The organism is Thiocapsa rosea (assembly GCF_003634315.1).
GTDB lineage: Bacteria > Pseudomonadota > Gammaproteobacteria > Chromatiales > Chromatiaceae > Thiocapsa > Thiocapsa rosea.
Genome location: NZ_RBXL01000001.1, coordinates 4,680,791 through 4,697,422, shown reverse-complemented (window position 1 = coordinate 4,697,422; position 16,632 = coordinate 4,680,791). Strand labels below are relative to the sequence as shown.

Sequence of the window (16,632 nt, the reverse complement as noted above, 5' to 3'; positions counted from 1 at the left end):
ACCAAACGCCTCGGATTTCCGAGGCGTTTTTGTGTGTGCGCTTGTAAGATTTCCTGCAGATCCGCACGACGGCGCGCGACGCCGCGCGGGGCGCCGGCACGCGACTCGCGTTGGACAAATGCGCCGTCGTCTGAAAAGATGCCCGCCTTTGGCCGATGCGCACGGCGACTGCGCACTCGGATCCGAATCGGATGTTGCGGAGTCACGTGTTGCTGCATGATGTCTTGGTGGCGGTTGCGCTCGTGCTGGTTATCGAAGGCATTTGGCCTTTTCTGAATCCGGACGGGTTTCGACGCGTTCTCCTGCTGATCGCCGCCGAGGACAAACGGGCACTGCGGATTGCCGGCTTGGCCAGCATGCTGTCGGGCGTCGGATTGCTGTATTTGGTCAACTGACGCCCTTCGCCATAAATCGCGCCCAGCGAGGTATGCTGATGTTTTTGGATGGGGTCGGCCCCGGCAGACGTGACGACCGTTGGAGCCGGCGCGGTTTAAGTGCGTCGATCGTGACAGAACAACCGGGGCTACTGAACGCATGAACGAGGAACGCTGGCTGCTGCCGGCCGGGATCGACGAGGTACTGCCTGCGCAGGCGCGGGTCATGGAGACGCTGCGGCGCGAGCTGTTGGATCTTTACGCGAGCTGGGGCTACGAGCTCGTCATCCCGCCCTTCATCGACTATCTGGAATCCCTTCTGACGGGAACCGGCCAGGATCTCGACCTCCAGACCTTCAAGCTGACCGACCAGCTCAGCGGGCGCATGCTCGGGGTGCGTGCCGATATGACCCCGCAGGTCGCTCGGATCGATGCACACCATCTCAGACGCGACGCCCCGACACGGCTGTGTTATCTCGGCACCGTCCTGCATACCCGCAGCGACGGATTCGCCGGCACGCGCAGTCCGTTGCAGATCGGCGCCGAGATCTACGGGCACTCGGGGATCGAGAGCGATACCGAGATCCTGCGGCTGATCATGTTGACCTTACGTGCCGCCGGGATTCGGGAGACCTATCTGGATCTGGGGCACGTCGGCATCTACCGCGGGCTTGCCCGGCAGGCCGACTTGTCGCCGGCCGGCGAGCACGCCCTCTTCGATGCACTCCAGCGTAAGGCCGTTCCGGAGATCGAGGCACTGATCGCGGAGCTCGGTATCGGCGGCGCACCGGCACGCATGTTGTCCGCCTTGGCGGAGCTCAACGGGGTCGATGCACTCGCGCGCGCCGAGACGATCCTGCGCGAGGCCGATCGCCCGGTTCGCGAGGCAGTCGACTATCTGCGTCGACTCGCCGACGAGCTCGGTCGCTGGATCCCGGATGTGTCCATCCATTACGATCTGGCGGAGCTGCGCGGTTACCGGTATAAGACGGGGGCGGTTTTTGCCGCCTTCGTTCCCGGCTGGGGTCTGGAGATCGCGCGCGGCGGTCGTTACGACGACATCGGACGCGTGTTCGGTCGAGCACGTCCCGCGGTCGGGTTCAGTACGGATTTGAAGGAGCTGCTGCGCCACGGGCAACACGCCGACATGAGCGACGCGGCGATCTACGCGCCTTGGTCGACCGAGCCGGCATTGCAGGAAGCCGTCGATCGGCTCCGTGCCGCCGGACGGCGCGTGATCCATGCGCTCCCCGGACTCGAGCAGGATCTGCGCGATCCGGGCTGCCGGCAGGTGCTGGTCGAGCGTGACGGGCGTTGGGAACTAGACGATATCCTCGCGGAGTAGATGACTAAAGATGGGCAACAACGTCGTTGTAATCGGCACCCAATGGGGTGATGAAGGCAAAGGTAAAGTGGTGGACCTGCTCACCGACCGCGCTTCGGTCGTGGTGCGGTTTCAAGGGGGCCACAATGCCGGGCACACCCTGGTCATCGACGGTGTGAAGACCGTTCTGCATCTGGTCCCGTCCGGCGTGCTGCGCGAGGGCGTGCGCTGCTTGATCGGCAACGGCGTGGTGCTCTCGCCCTCGGCACTGCAGGAAGAGCTCGCCATGCTCGAGGCATCCGGCGTGCCGGCACGCGAGCGGCTCGGCATCAGTGCAGCCTGTCCGCTGATCCTGCCCTACCACATCGCGCTCGACCAAGCGCGCGAGCTGGCGCGCGGTGTGAAGGCGATCGGCACCACCGGTCGAGGCATCGGTCCGGCCTACGAGGACAAAACGGCGCGCCGCGGCATCCGCCTCGGCGAGCTGCTCGATACCGAGCATTTCAAGGAGCGCCTGCGCGAGGTCATGGAGTATCACAACTTCATGCTCGAGCATTACTTCAAGGCCGCTCCGGTCGACTATACCGCCGTCCTCGACGAGTACCTCGGTCATGCCGAGGTGCTGCGTCCGCTGGTGATGGATGTCCCCGGATATCTGCACAGCTGCCGTGCCGAAGGCAAAGACATCCTGTTTGAGGGTGCCCAAGGGGCCTTGCTCGACATCGACCACGGCACCTATCCCTACGTGACCTCGTCCACGACGACGGCCGGCGGGGCGTCGAGCGGCAGCGGTGTCGGGCCGCGCGACCTCGATTACATCCTCGGGATCGTGAAGGCCTACACCACGCGCGTCGGCGCCGGTCCTTTCCCGACCGAGCTGTTCGACGACGTCGGCGAGATTCTGGGCAAGCGGGGCAACGAGTTCGGTGCGACCACCGGGCGCAAGCGTCGCTGCGGTTGGCTCGACATGGTCGCGCTCAAACGATCGCTCGCCATCAACAGCGTTACCGGCATCTGCATCACCAAGCTCGACGTGCTCGACGGTCTGGAGACCATCAAGATCTGCACGAGCTATGTCGTCGACGGCGAGGAGGTCGAGACGCCTCCGGTCGGATCCGACGCGCTCGAGCGGTGCGAGCCGCGCTATATCGAGGTGCCGGGTTGGTCGGAGTCTACGGTCGGCACGACCTCGTATGATGCGCTGCCCGCGGCGGCACGTTCGTATCTGGAGACCATCGAGCAGCTTGGCGGGGTCCCGATCGACCTCGTCTCCACGGGTCCCGACCGGGTCGAGACCCTGGTCCGTCGTCACCCCTTCGACGTCTGATGCCTTCCTAATGTTATGGATACTGCCGTCGCGGATCTCTTGATCGAGGGCCTCTGGCTGATGGCCATCGGCCTGGGCATCGTCTTTACCTTCCTCGTGACGCTGGTCGGCCTGCTCGTGCTGATGTCGAAGGCGGTTGCTCGCTGGGGCCCAGAGGAGACGCTCCCGGCGACGACGGCCGGGGTCCATGCGGTCGCGCCCCCGAAGGATGACGCGCGACTGATCGCAGTCATCGGCGCGGCGATCCAGGCGCATCGACGACGTCATCGTCCTTGACACCGATGCCTGTCGTGCCGTGCGCGCGTCCTTGCGCTCGCTCCCCGTTTCCTGCCGATCGGCTCGGCTCCTGCGTGAGCGCGACGGGCCTCCCCGTCGCGCAGGCATCGCGCCGGTGCGTCGATCGGCGCACGCTTCGCTGATCGCGTATCACCCAACCCCGAGATCGAGTCCCGCATGAAGCCATCCAACCGACTTGCGATTACCGATGTCGTCTTGCGCGACGCTCACCAGTCACTGCTCGCGACCCGTCTGCGCATCGAGGACATGCTCCCCATCGCACCCAAGCTGGACGAGGTCGGCTATTGGTCGCTCGAGAGCTGGGGCGGGGCGACCTTCGATGCCTGTATCCGCTATCTCGGCGAAGACCCCTGGGAGCGGCTGCGACTGATGAAGGCGGCGATGCCGAAAACGCCTCAGCAGATGCTGCTGCGCGGTCAAAACCTGCTCGGCTACCGTCACTATGCCGACGATCTGGTCGAGACCTTCGTGGAGCGCGCCGCCCTCAACGGGATCGACGTCTTCCGCATCTTCGATGCCATGAACGACGTGCGCAACCTCGAGACCTCGGTGAAGGCCGCCTTGGCGACCGGCAAGCACGCTCAAGGCACCATGTCCTATACTGTCAGCCCGGTGCATGATCTGGAGTACTGGGTCGACATGGGTCGCCGCCTCGAGGACATGGGTTGCCATTCGATCTGCATCAAGGACATGGCGGGTCTGCTCAAGCCCTATGTCGCCGAGGCCCTGGTCACCCGGTTGAAGGCGACCTGCAGCGTCCCGATCGCCATGCAGAGCCACGCCACGACCGGCATGAGCACCTGCACGATCTTGAAGGCGGCCGAGGCGGGCATCGACATGGTCGATACCTCCATCTCCTCGATGAGCATGACCTATGGCCACTCGCCGACCGAATCGGTGGTCGCCATCTTGGAAGACACGGACCGCTCGACCGGATTGAATCTCCTCCTGCTCGAAGAAATCGCGGCCTATTTCCGCGAGGTCCGTAAGAAATACGCCAAGTTCGAAGGTGCGCTCAAGGGCGTGGACTCGCGCATCCTGGTCGCTCAGGTGCCCGGCGGCATGCTCACCAACATGGAGAACCAGCTGCGCGAGCAGGGGGCCACCGACCGTCTCGACGAAGTGCTTGCCGAGATCCCCAGGGTGCGCGAGGAACTGGGGTTCATCCCGCTGGTGACGCCGACCTCCCAGATCGTCGGCAGCCAGGCCGTGCTCAACGTCCTGATGGGCGAGCGTTACAAGAGCATCACCAACGAGACCGCCGGCGTCCTCAAGGGCGAGTACGGTGCGACTCCGGCTCCGGTCAATGTCGAACTCCAACAGCGCGTCTTGGGCGAGGGCGAGGTGCCGATCACCTGCCGTCCTGCCGACAATCTCATGCCTGAGCTCGATGTCCTCACCACGGAACTCCAGCGCCTGGCCGAGGAGCGCACCATCGCGCTTGCCTCGGATGTCGTGGACGATGTGCTGACCTATGCGCTGTTTCCGCAGGTCGGCCTGAAGTTCCTGGAAAATCGCGGAAATCCGAGTGTGTTCGAGCCGCCGCCGTGGATGGAGCCGGCTCGCCCGAGCGTCGCGGAGACCGCACCGGCGCCGCTTGCGGTCGCTGCCGTCGCCGAGCGCTATCGGGTGGATGTCGACGGTCGCAGCTACCAGGTCGTGGTCTCTGCGGAAGGCGCGGTCGAGCAGCTCGCCGCCGTGCCGAGCGCCGCTTTGCCGCCCCCCGCTGCCGGCCGGGACGTGCCTGCCCCGCTCGCCGGGACCGTCGTGGCGGTCAAGGTCAAACCGGGGCAGGTCATCGCCTCCGGGGAGCTGATCATGGTGCTCGAGGCGATGAAGATGGAGACCGAGGTCCGCTCGCCTGAAGCCGGCACCGTGCTTGCGGTCTCGGTGAAGGAGGGCGACAGCCTCCAAGTCGGCCAGACGCTCCTGACGCTGGGCTGAGCGACATGGAGGCGCTTCTTACCCTGTGGCAGTCCACCGGCATCGCCAACGTGACCTGGCGCGAGCTGCTCATGCTCCTGGTCGGGGGCGGCCTGATTTACCTGGCGATCGCCAAGCGCTTCGAGCCGCTCTTGCTGTTGCCGATCGGCTTCGGTGCGCTCCTGTCCAACATCCCGGTCGCCGGCATGGCCGGGCCGGACGGGATGCTCGGGATGATCTATCACTTCGGCGTCGAGACTGGGATCTTTCCCTTGCTCATCTTCCTTGGGGTCGGCGCCTTGACCGACTTCAGCGCCCTGATCGCCAGGCCCTCGACCCTGATCCTCGGGGCCGCGGCGCAGTTCGGGATCTTCGCGACCCTCCTCGGTGCGCTTGCCCTGAACTTCTTGCCGGGGTTCGACTTCAGTCTGGCGGATGCCGCCGCAATCGGCATCATCGGCGGGGCGGACGGGCCGACCGCCATCTTTCTGGCCTCGCGTCTCGCGCCCGATCTCCTCGGCGCGATCGCGGTCGCCGCCTATTCCTACATGGCGCTGGTACCGATTATTCAGCCGCCGATCATGCGTGCCTTGACGACCAAGGCCGAGCGCAACGTCGTGATGGAGCAGCTGCGCCCCGTCTCGCGCCTGGAGCGGATCCTCTTCCCTCTCGTCGTGCTCTGTCTCTGCGCCCTGTTGTTGCCTGCGGCAGCGCCGCTGATCGGGATGCTGACCTTGGGGAATCTTCTGCGTGAGAGCGGCGTCGTGGAGCGTCTCAGTCGGGCGGCGCAGAACGAGATCATCAATGTCGTCACGATCCTGTTGGGTCTGGCGATCGGCTCCAAGCTCTCGGGCGAGCTTTTTCTCACGACGCAGACGCTGGGGATTCTGGTGCTCGGTGCCGTTGCCTTCAGCATCGGGACGGCCGCCGGCGTCATCATGGGCAAGATCATGTGTCGTCTGACCGGAGGAAAGGTGAACCCGTTGATCGGTGCAGCAGGCGTCTCGGCGGTACCCATGGCCGCGCGGGTCGTGAACAAGGTCGGACTGGAGGAAAACCACCATAATTTCCTGCTGATGCACGCGATGGGCCCGAATGTCGCCGGCGTCATCGGCTCGGCGGTCGCCGCCGGCGTCTTGCTCGCCCTCGTGGGTTCCTAAACCGCGTCCAGGGCGACATGCGTCATGGTCATTTCGCTTTTGCCTTCGGAGATGTTCTCGATCTCGGTGAGACGCGGTTTAGGTTGACGCTGCGAGTCTATTTGCGCTACTTTTGCGCGCTTATGTCGGGCGCACCTCTTGATCTGATCGACCCTTGGCGAGCGTGTCGCCGTGAAATGGCCTTCAACGGCGATGTGTTGTTGAGCGCGATGCCGCGGCTTGCTGCCGCCATGGACGCTCTGGAGCGCGCCCCGACGGAGGCCGATTCGGCAAACGCCCAGACCGTGGCCGCCGACGCTGCGCACTACGAGCTGTTGTTCGCACGGGATCGCGAGGGCCGGTGCATCGTGACGGGGCGCGTGCGTGCAACCCTGAAGATGCGTTGTCAGCGTTGCCTCGACGAGGTCGAGGTTCCGGTCGACGCGCCGATCGCGCTGGCCCTGATCCGCCGGGACGAAGACGCCCTTGAGCTGCCCGAGGATCTTGACCCCTGGATGGTCGTCGATGAGCGGGTCGACCCGATGGAGTTCGTCGAGGACGAACTGCTGTTGGCGGTCCCCGCAATCCCGCGCCATCCTCTCGGAGCCTGCAGCGCGGGGCCGATCGAGGGTGACGACGCGGCCGCATCGGCAGGAGTAGGAGCCGCTGGATCGGATGGGAAACGCCGGCCCTTCGAGATGTTGGCGGCACTCAAACGACCGCCGCAGACATGAGCCCGTGATACGGGACCACGGCATGCTCGGACAGACATGCGAGGGTCGAACCGTGTGCGGCGCTCGACGATACGATTGATGGATTGGAAAACAGATCGCGCTCCCGCTCAAGCGGCGGCCGCGCTTCATATCGGAGATCTAAGATGGCCGTTCAACAAAATCGAAAAACCCCGTCCAAGCGCGGCATGCGTCGCTCCCATGACGCCTTGAGTAAGCCGACCTTGTCGGTGGACCCCACCAGCGGCGAGACGCATCTTCGCCACCACGTGACGCCGGACGGTTTCTACCGCGGCCGTAAGGTTCTGGATCGCTCTGAGTGACCGCACGCGGTCGCCTCGAGGCAACTCTCAAGCCAACGCATATCCGCAGCTCGAACGTTCTAGGGATGGGATCTATCTCGACAATCGCGCTCGATGCCATGGGCGGTGATCATGGGCCAGACGTCGTGGTTGCAGCGGCGCTGCGTTTCCTCGCAGCCTCCGAGCGCGTCGATCTGATCCTCGTCGGCGATGAGACCAAGATCGCCGAGCACCTCGGAAACGCCGATCGCACACGGCTGAGGATCCGACCGACGACTCAGGAAGTCGGGATGGACGAGGCACCCTCCAAGGCGCTGAGAGGAAAAAAAGACTCCTCGATGCGCGTGGCCATCGATCTGGTGAAGAGCGGCGACGCCGACGCGTGCGTCAGTGCCGGCAACACCGGGGCGCTCATGGCGACCGCGCGTTTTGTCCTCAAGACCCTGCCGAGTGTCGATCGCCCGGCGATCATCACAGCCGTACCCTCCCTGCACGGGCACACCCACATGCTCGATTTGGGTGCGAACGTGGATTGTACGGCCGAGCATCTGTTCCAGTTTGCGGTGATGGGCAGCGAACTGGTGACCGCGGTCGAAGGTGTCGCAGCACCGCGTGTCGCGCTCCTGAACATCGGTCAGGAAGAGATCAAAGGCAACGAGCAGGTCAAGCAGGCCAACGAGCTGCTGTTGCGCAGCGGCTTGAATTATGTCGGCTACATCGAGGGCGACGGGATCTTTCTCGACGACATCGACGTGGTCGTTGCCGACGGATTCGTCGGGAATGTGGCCCTCAAATGCAGCGAAGGGGTTGCCAAGTTTGTCCGGCATTCCTTGAGCACGCAGTTTAAGCGGACCTGGTTCAGCCGACTGGCCGGCCTTGCCGCGATGCCGATTCTCAAGCAGTTCCGCCGCACGATGGACCCCCGCCGCTATAACGGTGCCAGTCTTTTGGGCCTGCGCGGAATCGTGATCAAGAGCCACGGCGGGGCGGACGAGATCGCGTTCGAGAACGCGATCCACATCGCACTGAAAGAGATCCACGCAAACATCCCCAAGCGGATCGGCGAACAAGTCGGCCGGCATCTCGACAGCGAACAATACAAGGCGATTGCCTGATGATTTACTCGCGTATCCTGGGGACCGGGAGCCATCTCCCGGCCCGGACGGTGACGAATGCCGATCTCGAGGCGATCGTCGACACCACGGCCACCTGGATCTTCGAGCGCACCGGCATCGAGAAGCGTCATCTGGTTGCCGAGGGCGAGACCTGTTGCGATCTTGCCGAGGTTGCCGCACGCCGGGCGCTCGATGCGGCCGGCCTCCAGCCGTCCGACATCGACCTGATCATCGTCGCCACGACCACGCCTGACCAGTTCTTTCCGAGCACCGCCTGTCTTCTGCAGCAGCGCCTCGGCGTGCGCGGCTGTCCGGCCTTCGATCTTCAGGCGGTCTGCACGGGTTTTGTCTATGCGGTCGGGGTTGCCGATAAATTCATCCGAACCGGTGCCGCGAAACGGGCGCTGGTCGTCGGGGCCGAGACCCTTTCGCGCATCCTCAACTGGGAGGATCGCGGGACCTGCGTGCTCTTCGGAGACGGCGCGGGCGCGGTGGTCTTGGAGGCCGCGGACGAGCCGGGCATCATTTCCACGCATCTGCACGCCGACGGTGCCTACAAGGATCTGCTTCAGGTTCCGGGCGGCCTCGGCAACGGTCACCCCGATGCCCGATTCATCGAGATGAAGGGCAACGAGGTGTTCCGGGTTGCCGTGACCACGCTCGGACGGATCGTCGACGAGACCCTCGAGGCCGCCGGTCTAGCCAAGTCGGACATCGACTGGTTGATCCCGCACCAGGCGAATATCCGGATCATCCAGGCGACCGCGCGTAAGCTGGATCTGCCGATGGAGCGTGTCGTGGTCACGGTGGCCGAGCACGGCAACACCTCCGCCGCATCCATTCCGCTGGCCTTCGATCAAGCGGTGCGCGACGGGCGTATTCAACGCGGCGAGCTTCTCCTGATGGAAGCCTTCGGGGGCGGTTTCACCTGGGGTTCCGTCTTGGTTCGTTACTAAACCGCGTCCAGAGCGAGATACTCGCTCCTGGATCGTTGCCGATACGGATGACACACATGATTGCCGCTTTCTTTCCCGGCCAAGGCTCCCAGTCGATCGGGATGCTCGACGTCCTCGCGGAGTCCTGTCCGGATGTGCGCAGGACCTTCGATGAAGCCTCGGACGCCTTGGGTGTCGACCTTTGGCGTTTGGTCCACGAAGGTCCCAAGGAAGATCTCGATCTCACCCGGAATACCCAACCCGTCGTGCTGAGCGCCGGTATTGCAGTCTGGCGCGCCTGGCTGCAGGCCGGCGGGCCGTCCGCGGGCGTGATGGCCGGTCACAGTCTGGGCGAGTATTCGGCCTTGGTGGCCGCCGGAGCGCTGAGCTTCGCCGACGGCGTGCGTTTGGCTGCCGAGCGTGCGCGCTTCATGCAGGAGGCCGTACCGGCCGGAGAGGGTGCTATGGCGGCCGTGCTGGGGCTCTCCGACCCCGAGGTCATCGCACTCTGCGCAGAGCAGGCGCAAGGCGCCGTGCTCGAGGCCGTGAATTTCAACGCGCCCGGTCAGGTGGTGATCGCAGGCGATGCTGCCGCAGTGAACCGCGCGATCGATGCAGCGAAGGGCGCCGGTGCGAAGCGTGCGCTGACCTTGCCCGTCAGTGTCCCTTCGCATTGCGCATTGATGCGCCCTGCCGCGGATCGCCTTGCCGAGCGGTTGGCTGCAATCGAGATCCGGGTCCCTGAGGTTGCGGTCCTGCACAACGCCAGTGTGCAGAGCGCCGACGACAGCGACGTGCTGCGCGATCAACTGGTCCAACAGCTCTTTCGCCCGGTACGCTGGGTGGAGACGGTGCATGCCGTCGCCGCCGAAGGTGTTCGGATCGCGATCGAGTGCGGTCCGGGCAAAGTGCTGACCGGTCTGAACAAACGAATCGACGACAATCTGATGACACTGCCGGTCTTCGACCCGAAGTCACTCGAAGCGGCACTGGAGGCGATAGCGCATGCTGAATGATGAAATCGCGCTCGTAACGGGCGCATCGCGCGGGATCGGTCGGTCCATCGCGATGGCGTTGGCCGAGCAAGGCGCCGCCGTGGCGGGAACCGCAACGACGGCGGCCGGCGCGCGCTCGATCGAGGAGGCATTGAACGAGGCCGGTTACCAGGGCATCGGGGTCGTGCTCGACGTCTCCGATCAGGCTTCGGTCGAGGCTGCCGTCGGGGAGATCACCGAGCGCCTCGGTGCACCGGGGATTCTCGTGAACAACGCCGGAATTACACGCGACAACCTCCTGATGCGGATGAAGGACGAAGAGTGGGACTCGGTGATCGAGACCAACCTCAGCTCGCTGTACCGCGTCACCAAGGCATGTCTGCGCCCGATGACGAAGGCGCGCAAAGGCCGGATCATCAATATTGCCTCCGTCGTGGGCGCCATGGGGAACGCCGGTCAAACCAATTATGCGGCTGCCAAGGCAGGCATGATGGGCTTCACCAAGGCGTTGGCACGCGAGGTCGGATCACGCGCGATCACGGTCAACTGTGTCGCACCCGGATTCATCGACACCGATATGACCCGGACCTTGCCCGAGGCGCAACGCCAGGCATTGATCGGCGGAATTCCCTTGGGACGTCTCGGACAGCCCGAGGAGATTGCGGGCGCCGTGGTCTTTTTGGCCTCTCCCGCAGCGGCTTACATCACCGGCGAGACCCTGCACGTGAACGGTGGCATGCACATGGCATGAAAGGCGTCGTCGCCGATATGATTAAGATCAACTAAATCAGATCCTTGTCTTTTTTGTCGAGGACTGATGCGGCTTTCATCGGCCGTCGATTGTCACTAGAATACCGCCTGGTCCAGCGAGGGCCACCTTTATTCATCCGGAGGAACCAGTCCCATGAGCAGCGTTGAAGATCGAGTCCGCAAAATCGTTGTCGAGCAACTTGGCGTCAAGGAAGAGGAAGTGACCTCGGAGGCGTCTTTCGTCGACGATCTGGGCGCGGACTCACTCGACACGGTTGAGTTGGTCATGGCCCTCGAAGAAGAGTTCGAAACCGAGATCCCGGACGAGGACGCGGAGAAGATCACCACCGTCCAGCAGGCCATCAACTACATCAACCAGCACCAAGCCTAGGCGGGTGTCCGGCACCCGGCTCGTCGGGTGCTCCGAGGCTCGAGGGCCGTCGGCCGCAGATGGATGCCGGTGCGGCGGCGAGCGCCGAATATCGCGTTTCGAACGAAAGGGGTAGGCAATGTCAGGCAGAAGGGTAGTGGTCACCGGTTTGGGCCTCGTGGCGCCGGTCGGTTTGGACGTCAAGTCCTCCTGGGACAACATCCTCGCCGGCAAAAGCGGGATCAAACCCATCACCCACTTCGATATCGAGCCGTTCAGCACTCGCTTCGGCGGCCCGATCTATGGCTTCGAAATCAGTGATTACATCGCTGAAAAAGAAGCCAAGAAAATGGATAAGTTCATCCACTACGGCATGGCTGCGGGCTGTCAGGCGATTGCCGACGCCGGGCTGGAGATCGATGATTCCAACCGTCGCCGCATCGGCGTGGCGATCGGTTCGGGGATCGGCGGGATCACGGGCATCGAGAACAACTACGAGGCCTATCGAACGAAGGGACCGCGTCGGATCTCGCCGTTCTTCGTGCCGGCCAACATCATTAACATGGTTGCCGGAAACCTCTCGATCAAGTTCGGGCTCAAGGGGCCGAACTACTCGATCGTTTCCGCGTGCAGCACGGCGACGCACAACATCGGCGAGGCGGCGATCATGATCCGCCACGGCTATGTGGACGTCATGATCGCGGGCGGCGCCGAGATGGCGACCTCGCCGGTCGGACTCGGCGGCTTTGCCGCAGCCCGCGCGCTCTCCACCCGCAACGACGCCCCGGAGGCCGCCAGCCGGCCGTTCGATCGCGATCGCGACGGCTTCGTCCTCAGCGACGGTGCGGGCGTCGTGGTGCTCGAGGAGTACGAGCGCGCCAAGGCGCGCGGCGCCGTCATCTATGCCGAGCTGGTCGGCGTCGGCATGAACTCCGATGCCTATCACATGACCGCGCCGTCGGAGAACGGCGAAGGTGCCTGCGACTGCATGCTGCTCGCACTCGCGGATGCCGGTCTCGACAAGGAGCAGGTGAACTACATCAACGCGCACGGCACCTCGACGCCGGCCGGCGATGTCGCCGAAACCATGGCGATCAAACGTGCGTTCGGCCAGCGCGCCTACGAGATCCCGGTGAGCTCGACCAAATCCATGACCGGGCACATGTTGGGTGCTGCCGGGGGCGCCGAGGCCATCTTCACGATCCTCGCTCTGCGCGATCAGACCGCACCGCCGACCATCAACTACGAGACGCCGGATCCGGATTGCGATCTCGATTACGTCCCCAATACCGCCCGAGAGATGCGAATCGATCTCGCATTGACCAACTCGTTCGGGTTCGGCGGCACCAACGGCACCCTGGCCTTTCGTCGACTTTAAGGTCGACCTCGAGGTCGCTTGGTCGGCTCGTTGCCTTCGTCTCCGATTGCCGATCCGTCGGATGACGAGGGCGTCGCTGGGGCCGGTTTCCGGCGCGTCTTGGTGGACGGGCGCGAGCACGACCGGATCCCCGTCGGGGATCGCGGACTGCACTACGGCGACGGACTGTTCGAGACCATTCTCATTCGCGACGGCATGCCCTGTCTCTGGGATCGTCATATGGCGCGTCTCGCGCTCGGCGCCGATCGGCTGGGGCTCCCGAGGCCACCTCCATCGGTGTTGCGTGAGGAGGCCGTCCGGATCGGCACCGAACTCGATAACGGCGTTTTGAAACTGATCCTCACCCGCGGCGTCGGCGGTCGCGGTTACCGGCCTCCCGCCTCGCCGCACCCCCGTCGCATCCTGCTGTCCTATGCCTCGTCACCGACTGCCGACGCCTGTGTCAACGACGATGTCAACGACGGTGTCAACGGCGGTGTCGCGATCCGCTATTGCGAAACCCCCGCATCCGTGAATCCCTGTCTGGCCGGGATCAAACATCTCAACCGCTTGGATGCGGTGCTTGCCCGTCGGGAATGGGATGATCCGCAGATCGCCGAGGGTCTCATGTGCGACGAGGTCGGGAACCTGGTGGGCGGGACGATGACGAATCTCTTCGTTTGGGACGGTGTCGCGCTCGTCACCCCGTCGGTGTCGCGCAGCGGGATCGCCGGAACGGTGCGCGCGCTCGTCCTCGAATCCGCCGCTCGGGCCGGGATCGCCTGTGTCGAGCGACCGGTCACGCGCAGGATGCTCGAGGAGGCGGCCGGGCTCTTCCTGACGAATGCGCGGATCGGCGTCTGGCCGGTGTCGCGTCTTGCAGATCGGCGGTTCGACACCGAGCGCCTTCCGCTCGATTTTTTGAGCGCCGTCCGTCGAGCGGCGCAGACACCTGAATGGCCGGATCCATGATTGCACGCGTCTTACTCGTTCTGGTGCTCGCCGCAGGTGCGATCGGCGCCGGTCTTTGGCTCGATTACGGCGCCTTCCTCAGGGAGCCGGTGCCTTTGCCCGAGGAGAGCACCATCCTCGATATCCCGCGCGGGACCTCGCTGCGCGGATTGGCGCGTCGGATGACCGACGAGGGCATTCTGAAACACCCTTATTACTTCATCGCCTTGGCCTACCGGCAAGGTGATCAGGCGCGCGTCAAGGCCGGCGAGTTCGAGTTGAGCGCCGGGATGACGCCGGTCGATGTCCTGGCGCGCATCACCTCTGGCCAGGTCGTGCAGCATCCCGTCACGTTGGTCGAAGGCTGGACCTTTCGGCAGGCCGTCGCGGCGATCGAGGCACAGGATCGTTTTACGGGCGAGCTCTCGACGTTGTCCGACGAGGACCTGATGGCCAAGCTCGGTCGACCCGGCGAGCATCCCGAAGGGCGCCTTTTTCCGGACACCTACCGCTTTCCGCGCGACACGCCGCGTTTGTCGGTCCTGCAGCGCGCCTTCGAGCGCATGGAACAGGTGCTGGGGGAGGAGTGGGCGGAGCGCCGCGAGGGGCTCCCGATCGACAGTCCCTACGAGGCCCTGATCCTCGCCTCGATCGTCGAGAAGGAGACGGGTGCCGCGCATGAACGCCCGGAGATCGCGGGTGTCTTCGTGCGCCGACTGCGCAAAGGGATGCGCCTGCAAACCGATCCGACCGTGATCTACGGGATGGGCGAGCGTTACGAGGGTCGCATTCGACGCGCCGATCTGCGCGAGGCCACCGCCTACAACACCTATGTCATCAACGGCCTGCCGCCGACACCCATCGCCTTGCCCGGGCGGGCCGCCATCCATGCGGTCCTCAACCCCGCCGACGGGGACAGCCTCTATTTCGTCTCGCGCGGCGACGGTACACATGTCTTCTCCGCCACGCTCGACGCGCACAACCGGGCGGTTCGTCGCTATATCCTGGGTGAGCAATGAACCTTTCGACCGCGCTGAATCCGAAACCGGGGCGAGGCTGCTTCATTACGCTTGAAGGCATCGAGGGCGCGGGCAAGTCGACACACATCGCCCCGCTCTCGGCGCTTCTGTCCTCGTTGGGTATCGCGGTCGTGACGACGCGCGAGCCCGGAGGATCGCCGATTGCCGAGCGGATCCGCACCTTGCTGCTCGATTCGGCCAACACCGGGATGGACGAGACCGCCGAGCTGCTCCTCATGTTCGCGGCACGCGCCGAGCATCTCGCCAAGAGGATCCGACCTGCACTGGAATCCGGCGCCTGGGTGCTTTGCGACCGCTTTACCGACGCGACCTACGCCTATCAAGGTGGAGGGCGCGGGTTGAATCCGGAGCGCATCGCGGTGCTCGAGACGCTGGTTCAGGGCGACTTGCGGCCGGATCTGACACTGCTTTTCGATCTTGAGCCTGCGCTCGGGCTCGCGCGTGCACGCGGTCGCGGGGCTGCCGATCGTTTCGAGTCGGAGACCCTGTGCTTCTTCGAGGCGGTACGCGCGGTCTATCTCGAACGGGCGCACGCGAGCCCGGAGCGCTATCGTCTAATCGATGGGGCGGCGCCCTTGAGCGCCGTCGCCGAGCAGGCGTGCCAAGCCTTGCTTGCCCTCGTCGAGAGCCGGAGGTACGAGACCGCCGGTGCGTCAGGTGACGGAGCTGCGGTGTGACCGAGCCGACACCGCTCGCATTCGATGCACCTTTGCCCTGGTTGGCGGAGGATTGGGAGCGTTTGAATCAGGCACGCCGAGACGGGCGACTCGCGCATGGCCTTTTGTTCAGCGGTTCGCGCGGCATCGGCAAGCGCCATCTCGTCGAGCTGCTGGCCCGCTCGATGCTGTGCAGCACGCCCACGGCGGACGGACTTGCCTGCGGACGCTGCGCGGATTGCGCCCTGATCACCGCTGCGAGCCATCCGGATCTGCTGCGTGTCGGACCGGATCCCGAGGCGAAATCCGAAGAGATCCCGGTCGCGGCGATCCGCGCGCTCGTGGAGCGGGGCGCACTGACACCGAGCCGGGCCGCGTGGAAGGTGACCCTCGTGGATCCTGCGGATCATCTCAACGCCGCGGCGGCGAACGCCCTGCTCAAGACCCTCGAGGAGCCACCGGGTGCCGCGCTCATCGTCCTGGTGACGGAGCAGCCCGGGCGCCTGCCGGCGACCATTCGCAGCCGTTGCGCTCCGATCCGCATCCCGACGCCGTCCACGGCGGATGCGCTCGCATGGCTGGCCGGGCGAATCCCCCGAGAGACGTCCGCATTGCGCCTCTGTCTCGCGCATGGCGGACCTCTGCGTGCGTTGGACGAGTTCGAAGACGCCCGGCTCGAGCAGCGGCGCGAGCGGATCGCCGGGTTCCTCGCGATCGCCCGCGGCGAGCGCGACCCGCTTGCGGAGGCATCGGCTTGGAACAGCCTCGGACCACGGCTATGCTTGGATTGGTTGTCCGGCTGGCTGGTCGACTTGGTGCGTTTGGCCGCATGCGAGCACCCGACACGGCTCGACAATCCGGATCAACGCGAGGCATTGTGTACGCTCGCGCGGCGTCTGGAGCCGGCCTCGCTCCATCGACTCCTGCAACGCGTCCTACGTGCCCGTGCTCTGGTGGAAACCAGGGCGAATCCCCAGCTTATGCTGGAATCCTTGTCGATCGAATGGCTCCGTGTCGGTGCGGGGCAAGCCCTCAGGAGATCTTGA

18 protein-coding genes are annotated in these 16,632 nt (G+C 64.7%); all 18 read left to right on the top strand.

Annotated features, from left to right (window positions below; translation table 11 throughout):
- Nucleotides 1–191 precede the first annotated feature (191 nt).
- The 18 genes from BDD21_RS20860 (at nt 192) to holB (ending at nt 16,632) form a co-directional block, all read left to right on the top strand.
- A complete protein-coding gene (locus BDD21_RS20860) occupies nt 192–395 on the top strand; it encodes a DUF2065 domain-containing protein (RefSeq protein WP_120798800.1) in 204 nt (67 codons plus the stop codon).
- A 139-nt stretch (nt 396–534) separates the two neighbouring features.
- On the top strand, nt 535–1,719 hold the full coding sequence (locus BDD21_RS20855) for an ATP phosphoribosyltransferase regulatory subunit (protein ID WP_120798799.1): 1,185 nt from the start codon (nt 535–537) through the stop codon (nt 1,717–1,719).
- A gap of 10 nt (nt 1,720–1,729) precedes the next feature.
- Nucleotides 1,730–3,025 carry an adenylosuccinate synthase gene (locus BDD21_RS20850; RefSeq protein WP_120798798.1) on the top strand — a complete coding sequence of 432 codons (1,296 nt, stop codon included), beginning with the start codon at nt 1,730–1,732 and terminating at the stop codon, nt 3,023–3,025.
- Between the two features lie 15 nt (nt 3,026–3,040).
- Nucleotides 3,041–3,301: an OadG family protein gene (locus tag BDD21_RS20845; protein WP_120798797.1), complete on the top strand. Its 261-nt coding sequence runs from the start codon at nt 3,041–3,043 to the stop codon at nt 3,299–3,301.
- Nucleotides 3,302–3,478: 177 nt separating this feature from the next.
- Nucleotides 3,479–5,266, top strand: coding sequence for a sodium-extruding oxaloacetate decarboxylase subunit alpha (oadA, locus tag BDD21_RS20840; protein WP_120798796.1), 1,788 nt, complete (start codon nt 3,479–3,481; stop codon nt 5,264–5,266).
- Between the two features lie 5 nt (nt 5,267–5,271).
- Nucleotides 5,272–6,405, top strand: a complete 1,134-nt coding sequence (locus BDD21_RS20835; RefSeq protein ID WP_120798795.1) for a sodium ion-translocating decarboxylase subunit beta — start codon at nt 5,272–5,274, stop codon at nt 6,403–6,405.
- A 176-nt stretch (nt 6,406–6,581) separates the two neighbouring features.
- Nucleotides 6,582–7,118: a YceD family protein gene (locus BDD21_RS20830; RefSeq protein ID WP_170164848.1), complete on the top strand. Its 537-nt coding sequence runs from the start codon at nt 6,582–6,584 to the stop codon at nt 7,116–7,118.
- A gap of 143 nt (nt 7,119–7,261) precedes the next feature.
- Nucleotides 7,262–7,438, top strand: coding sequence for a 50S ribosomal protein L32 (gene rpmF / locus BDD21_RS20825; RefSeq protein ID WP_007194663.1), 177 nt, complete (start codon nt 7,262–7,264; stop codon nt 7,436–7,438).
- Nucleotides 7,439–7,503: 65 nt separating this feature from the next.
- Nucleotides 7,504–8,532 (top strand): phosphate acyltransferase PlsX, encoded by a 1,029-nt coding sequence (gene plsX / locus BDD21_RS20820; protein WP_120798793.1) that lies wholly within the window; start codon nt 7,504–7,506, stop codon nt 8,530–8,532.
- The gene (locus tag BDD21_RS20815; RefSeq protein WP_120798792.1) at nt 8,532–9,488 is read left to right on the top strand and encodes a beta-ketoacyl-ACP synthase III; all 957 of its coding nucleotides are present in this window, start codon (nt 8,532–8,534) and stop codon (nt 9,486–9,488) included. The genes plsX and BDD21_RS20815 overlap by 1 nt, the downstream gene beginning before the upstream one ends.
- A 47-nt stretch (nt 9,489–9,535) precedes the next feature.
- Entirely contained in the window at nt 9,536–10,483 is a 948-nt protein-coding gene (gene fabD, locus BDD21_RS20810) for an ACP S-malonyltransferase (RefSeq protein WP_120798791.1), read from the top strand.
- Nucleotides 10,473–11,213 carry a 3-oxoacyl-ACP reductase FabG gene (fabG, locus tag BDD21_RS20805; protein WP_120798790.1) on the top strand — a complete coding sequence of 247 codons (741 nt, stop codon included), beginning with the start codon at nt 10,473–10,475 and terminating at the stop codon, nt 11,211–11,213. Before fabD ends, fabG begins: the two co-directional genes overlap by 11 nt.
- 153 nt (nt 11,214–11,366) lie before the next feature.
- A complete protein-coding gene (gene acpP, locus BDD21_RS20800) occupies nt 11,367–11,603 on the top strand; it encodes an acyl carrier protein (protein WP_007194668.1) in 237 nt (78 codons plus the stop codon).
- Nucleotides 11,604–11,721: 118 nt separating this feature from the next.
- Complete coding sequence (gene fabF, locus BDD21_RS20795; protein ID WP_120798789.1) at nt 11,722–12,960, top strand: beta-ketoacyl-ACP synthase II; 1,239 nt, start codon at nt 11,722–11,724, stop codon at nt 12,958–12,960.
- 18 nt (nt 12,961–12,978) lie between these two features.
- Nucleotides 12,979–13,911, top strand: coding sequence for an aminodeoxychorismate lyase (gene pabC / locus BDD21_RS20790; protein ID WP_245969720.1), 933 nt, complete (start codon nt 12,979–12,981; stop codon nt 13,909–13,911).
- On the top strand, nt 13,908–14,909 hold the full coding sequence (gene mltG / locus BDD21_RS20785) for an endolytic transglycosylase MltG (protein WP_120800046.1): 1,002 nt from the start codon (nt 13,908–13,910) through the stop codon (nt 14,907–14,909). Before pabC ends, mltG begins: the two co-directional genes overlap by 4 nt.
- Nucleotides 14,906–15,607 carry a dTMP kinase gene (gene tmk, locus BDD21_RS20780; protein WP_120798788.1) on the top strand — a complete coding sequence of 234 codons (702 nt, stop codon included), beginning with the start codon at nt 14,906–14,908 and terminating at the stop codon, nt 15,605–15,607. Before mltG ends, tmk begins: the two co-directional genes overlap by 4 nt.
- On the top strand, nt 15,604–16,632 hold the full coding sequence (gene holB, locus BDD21_RS20775; protein ID WP_120798787.1) for a DNA polymerase III subunit delta': 1,029 nt from the start codon (nt 15,604–15,606) through the stop codon (nt 16,630–16,632). The genes tmk and holB overlap by 4 nt, the downstream gene beginning before the upstream one ends.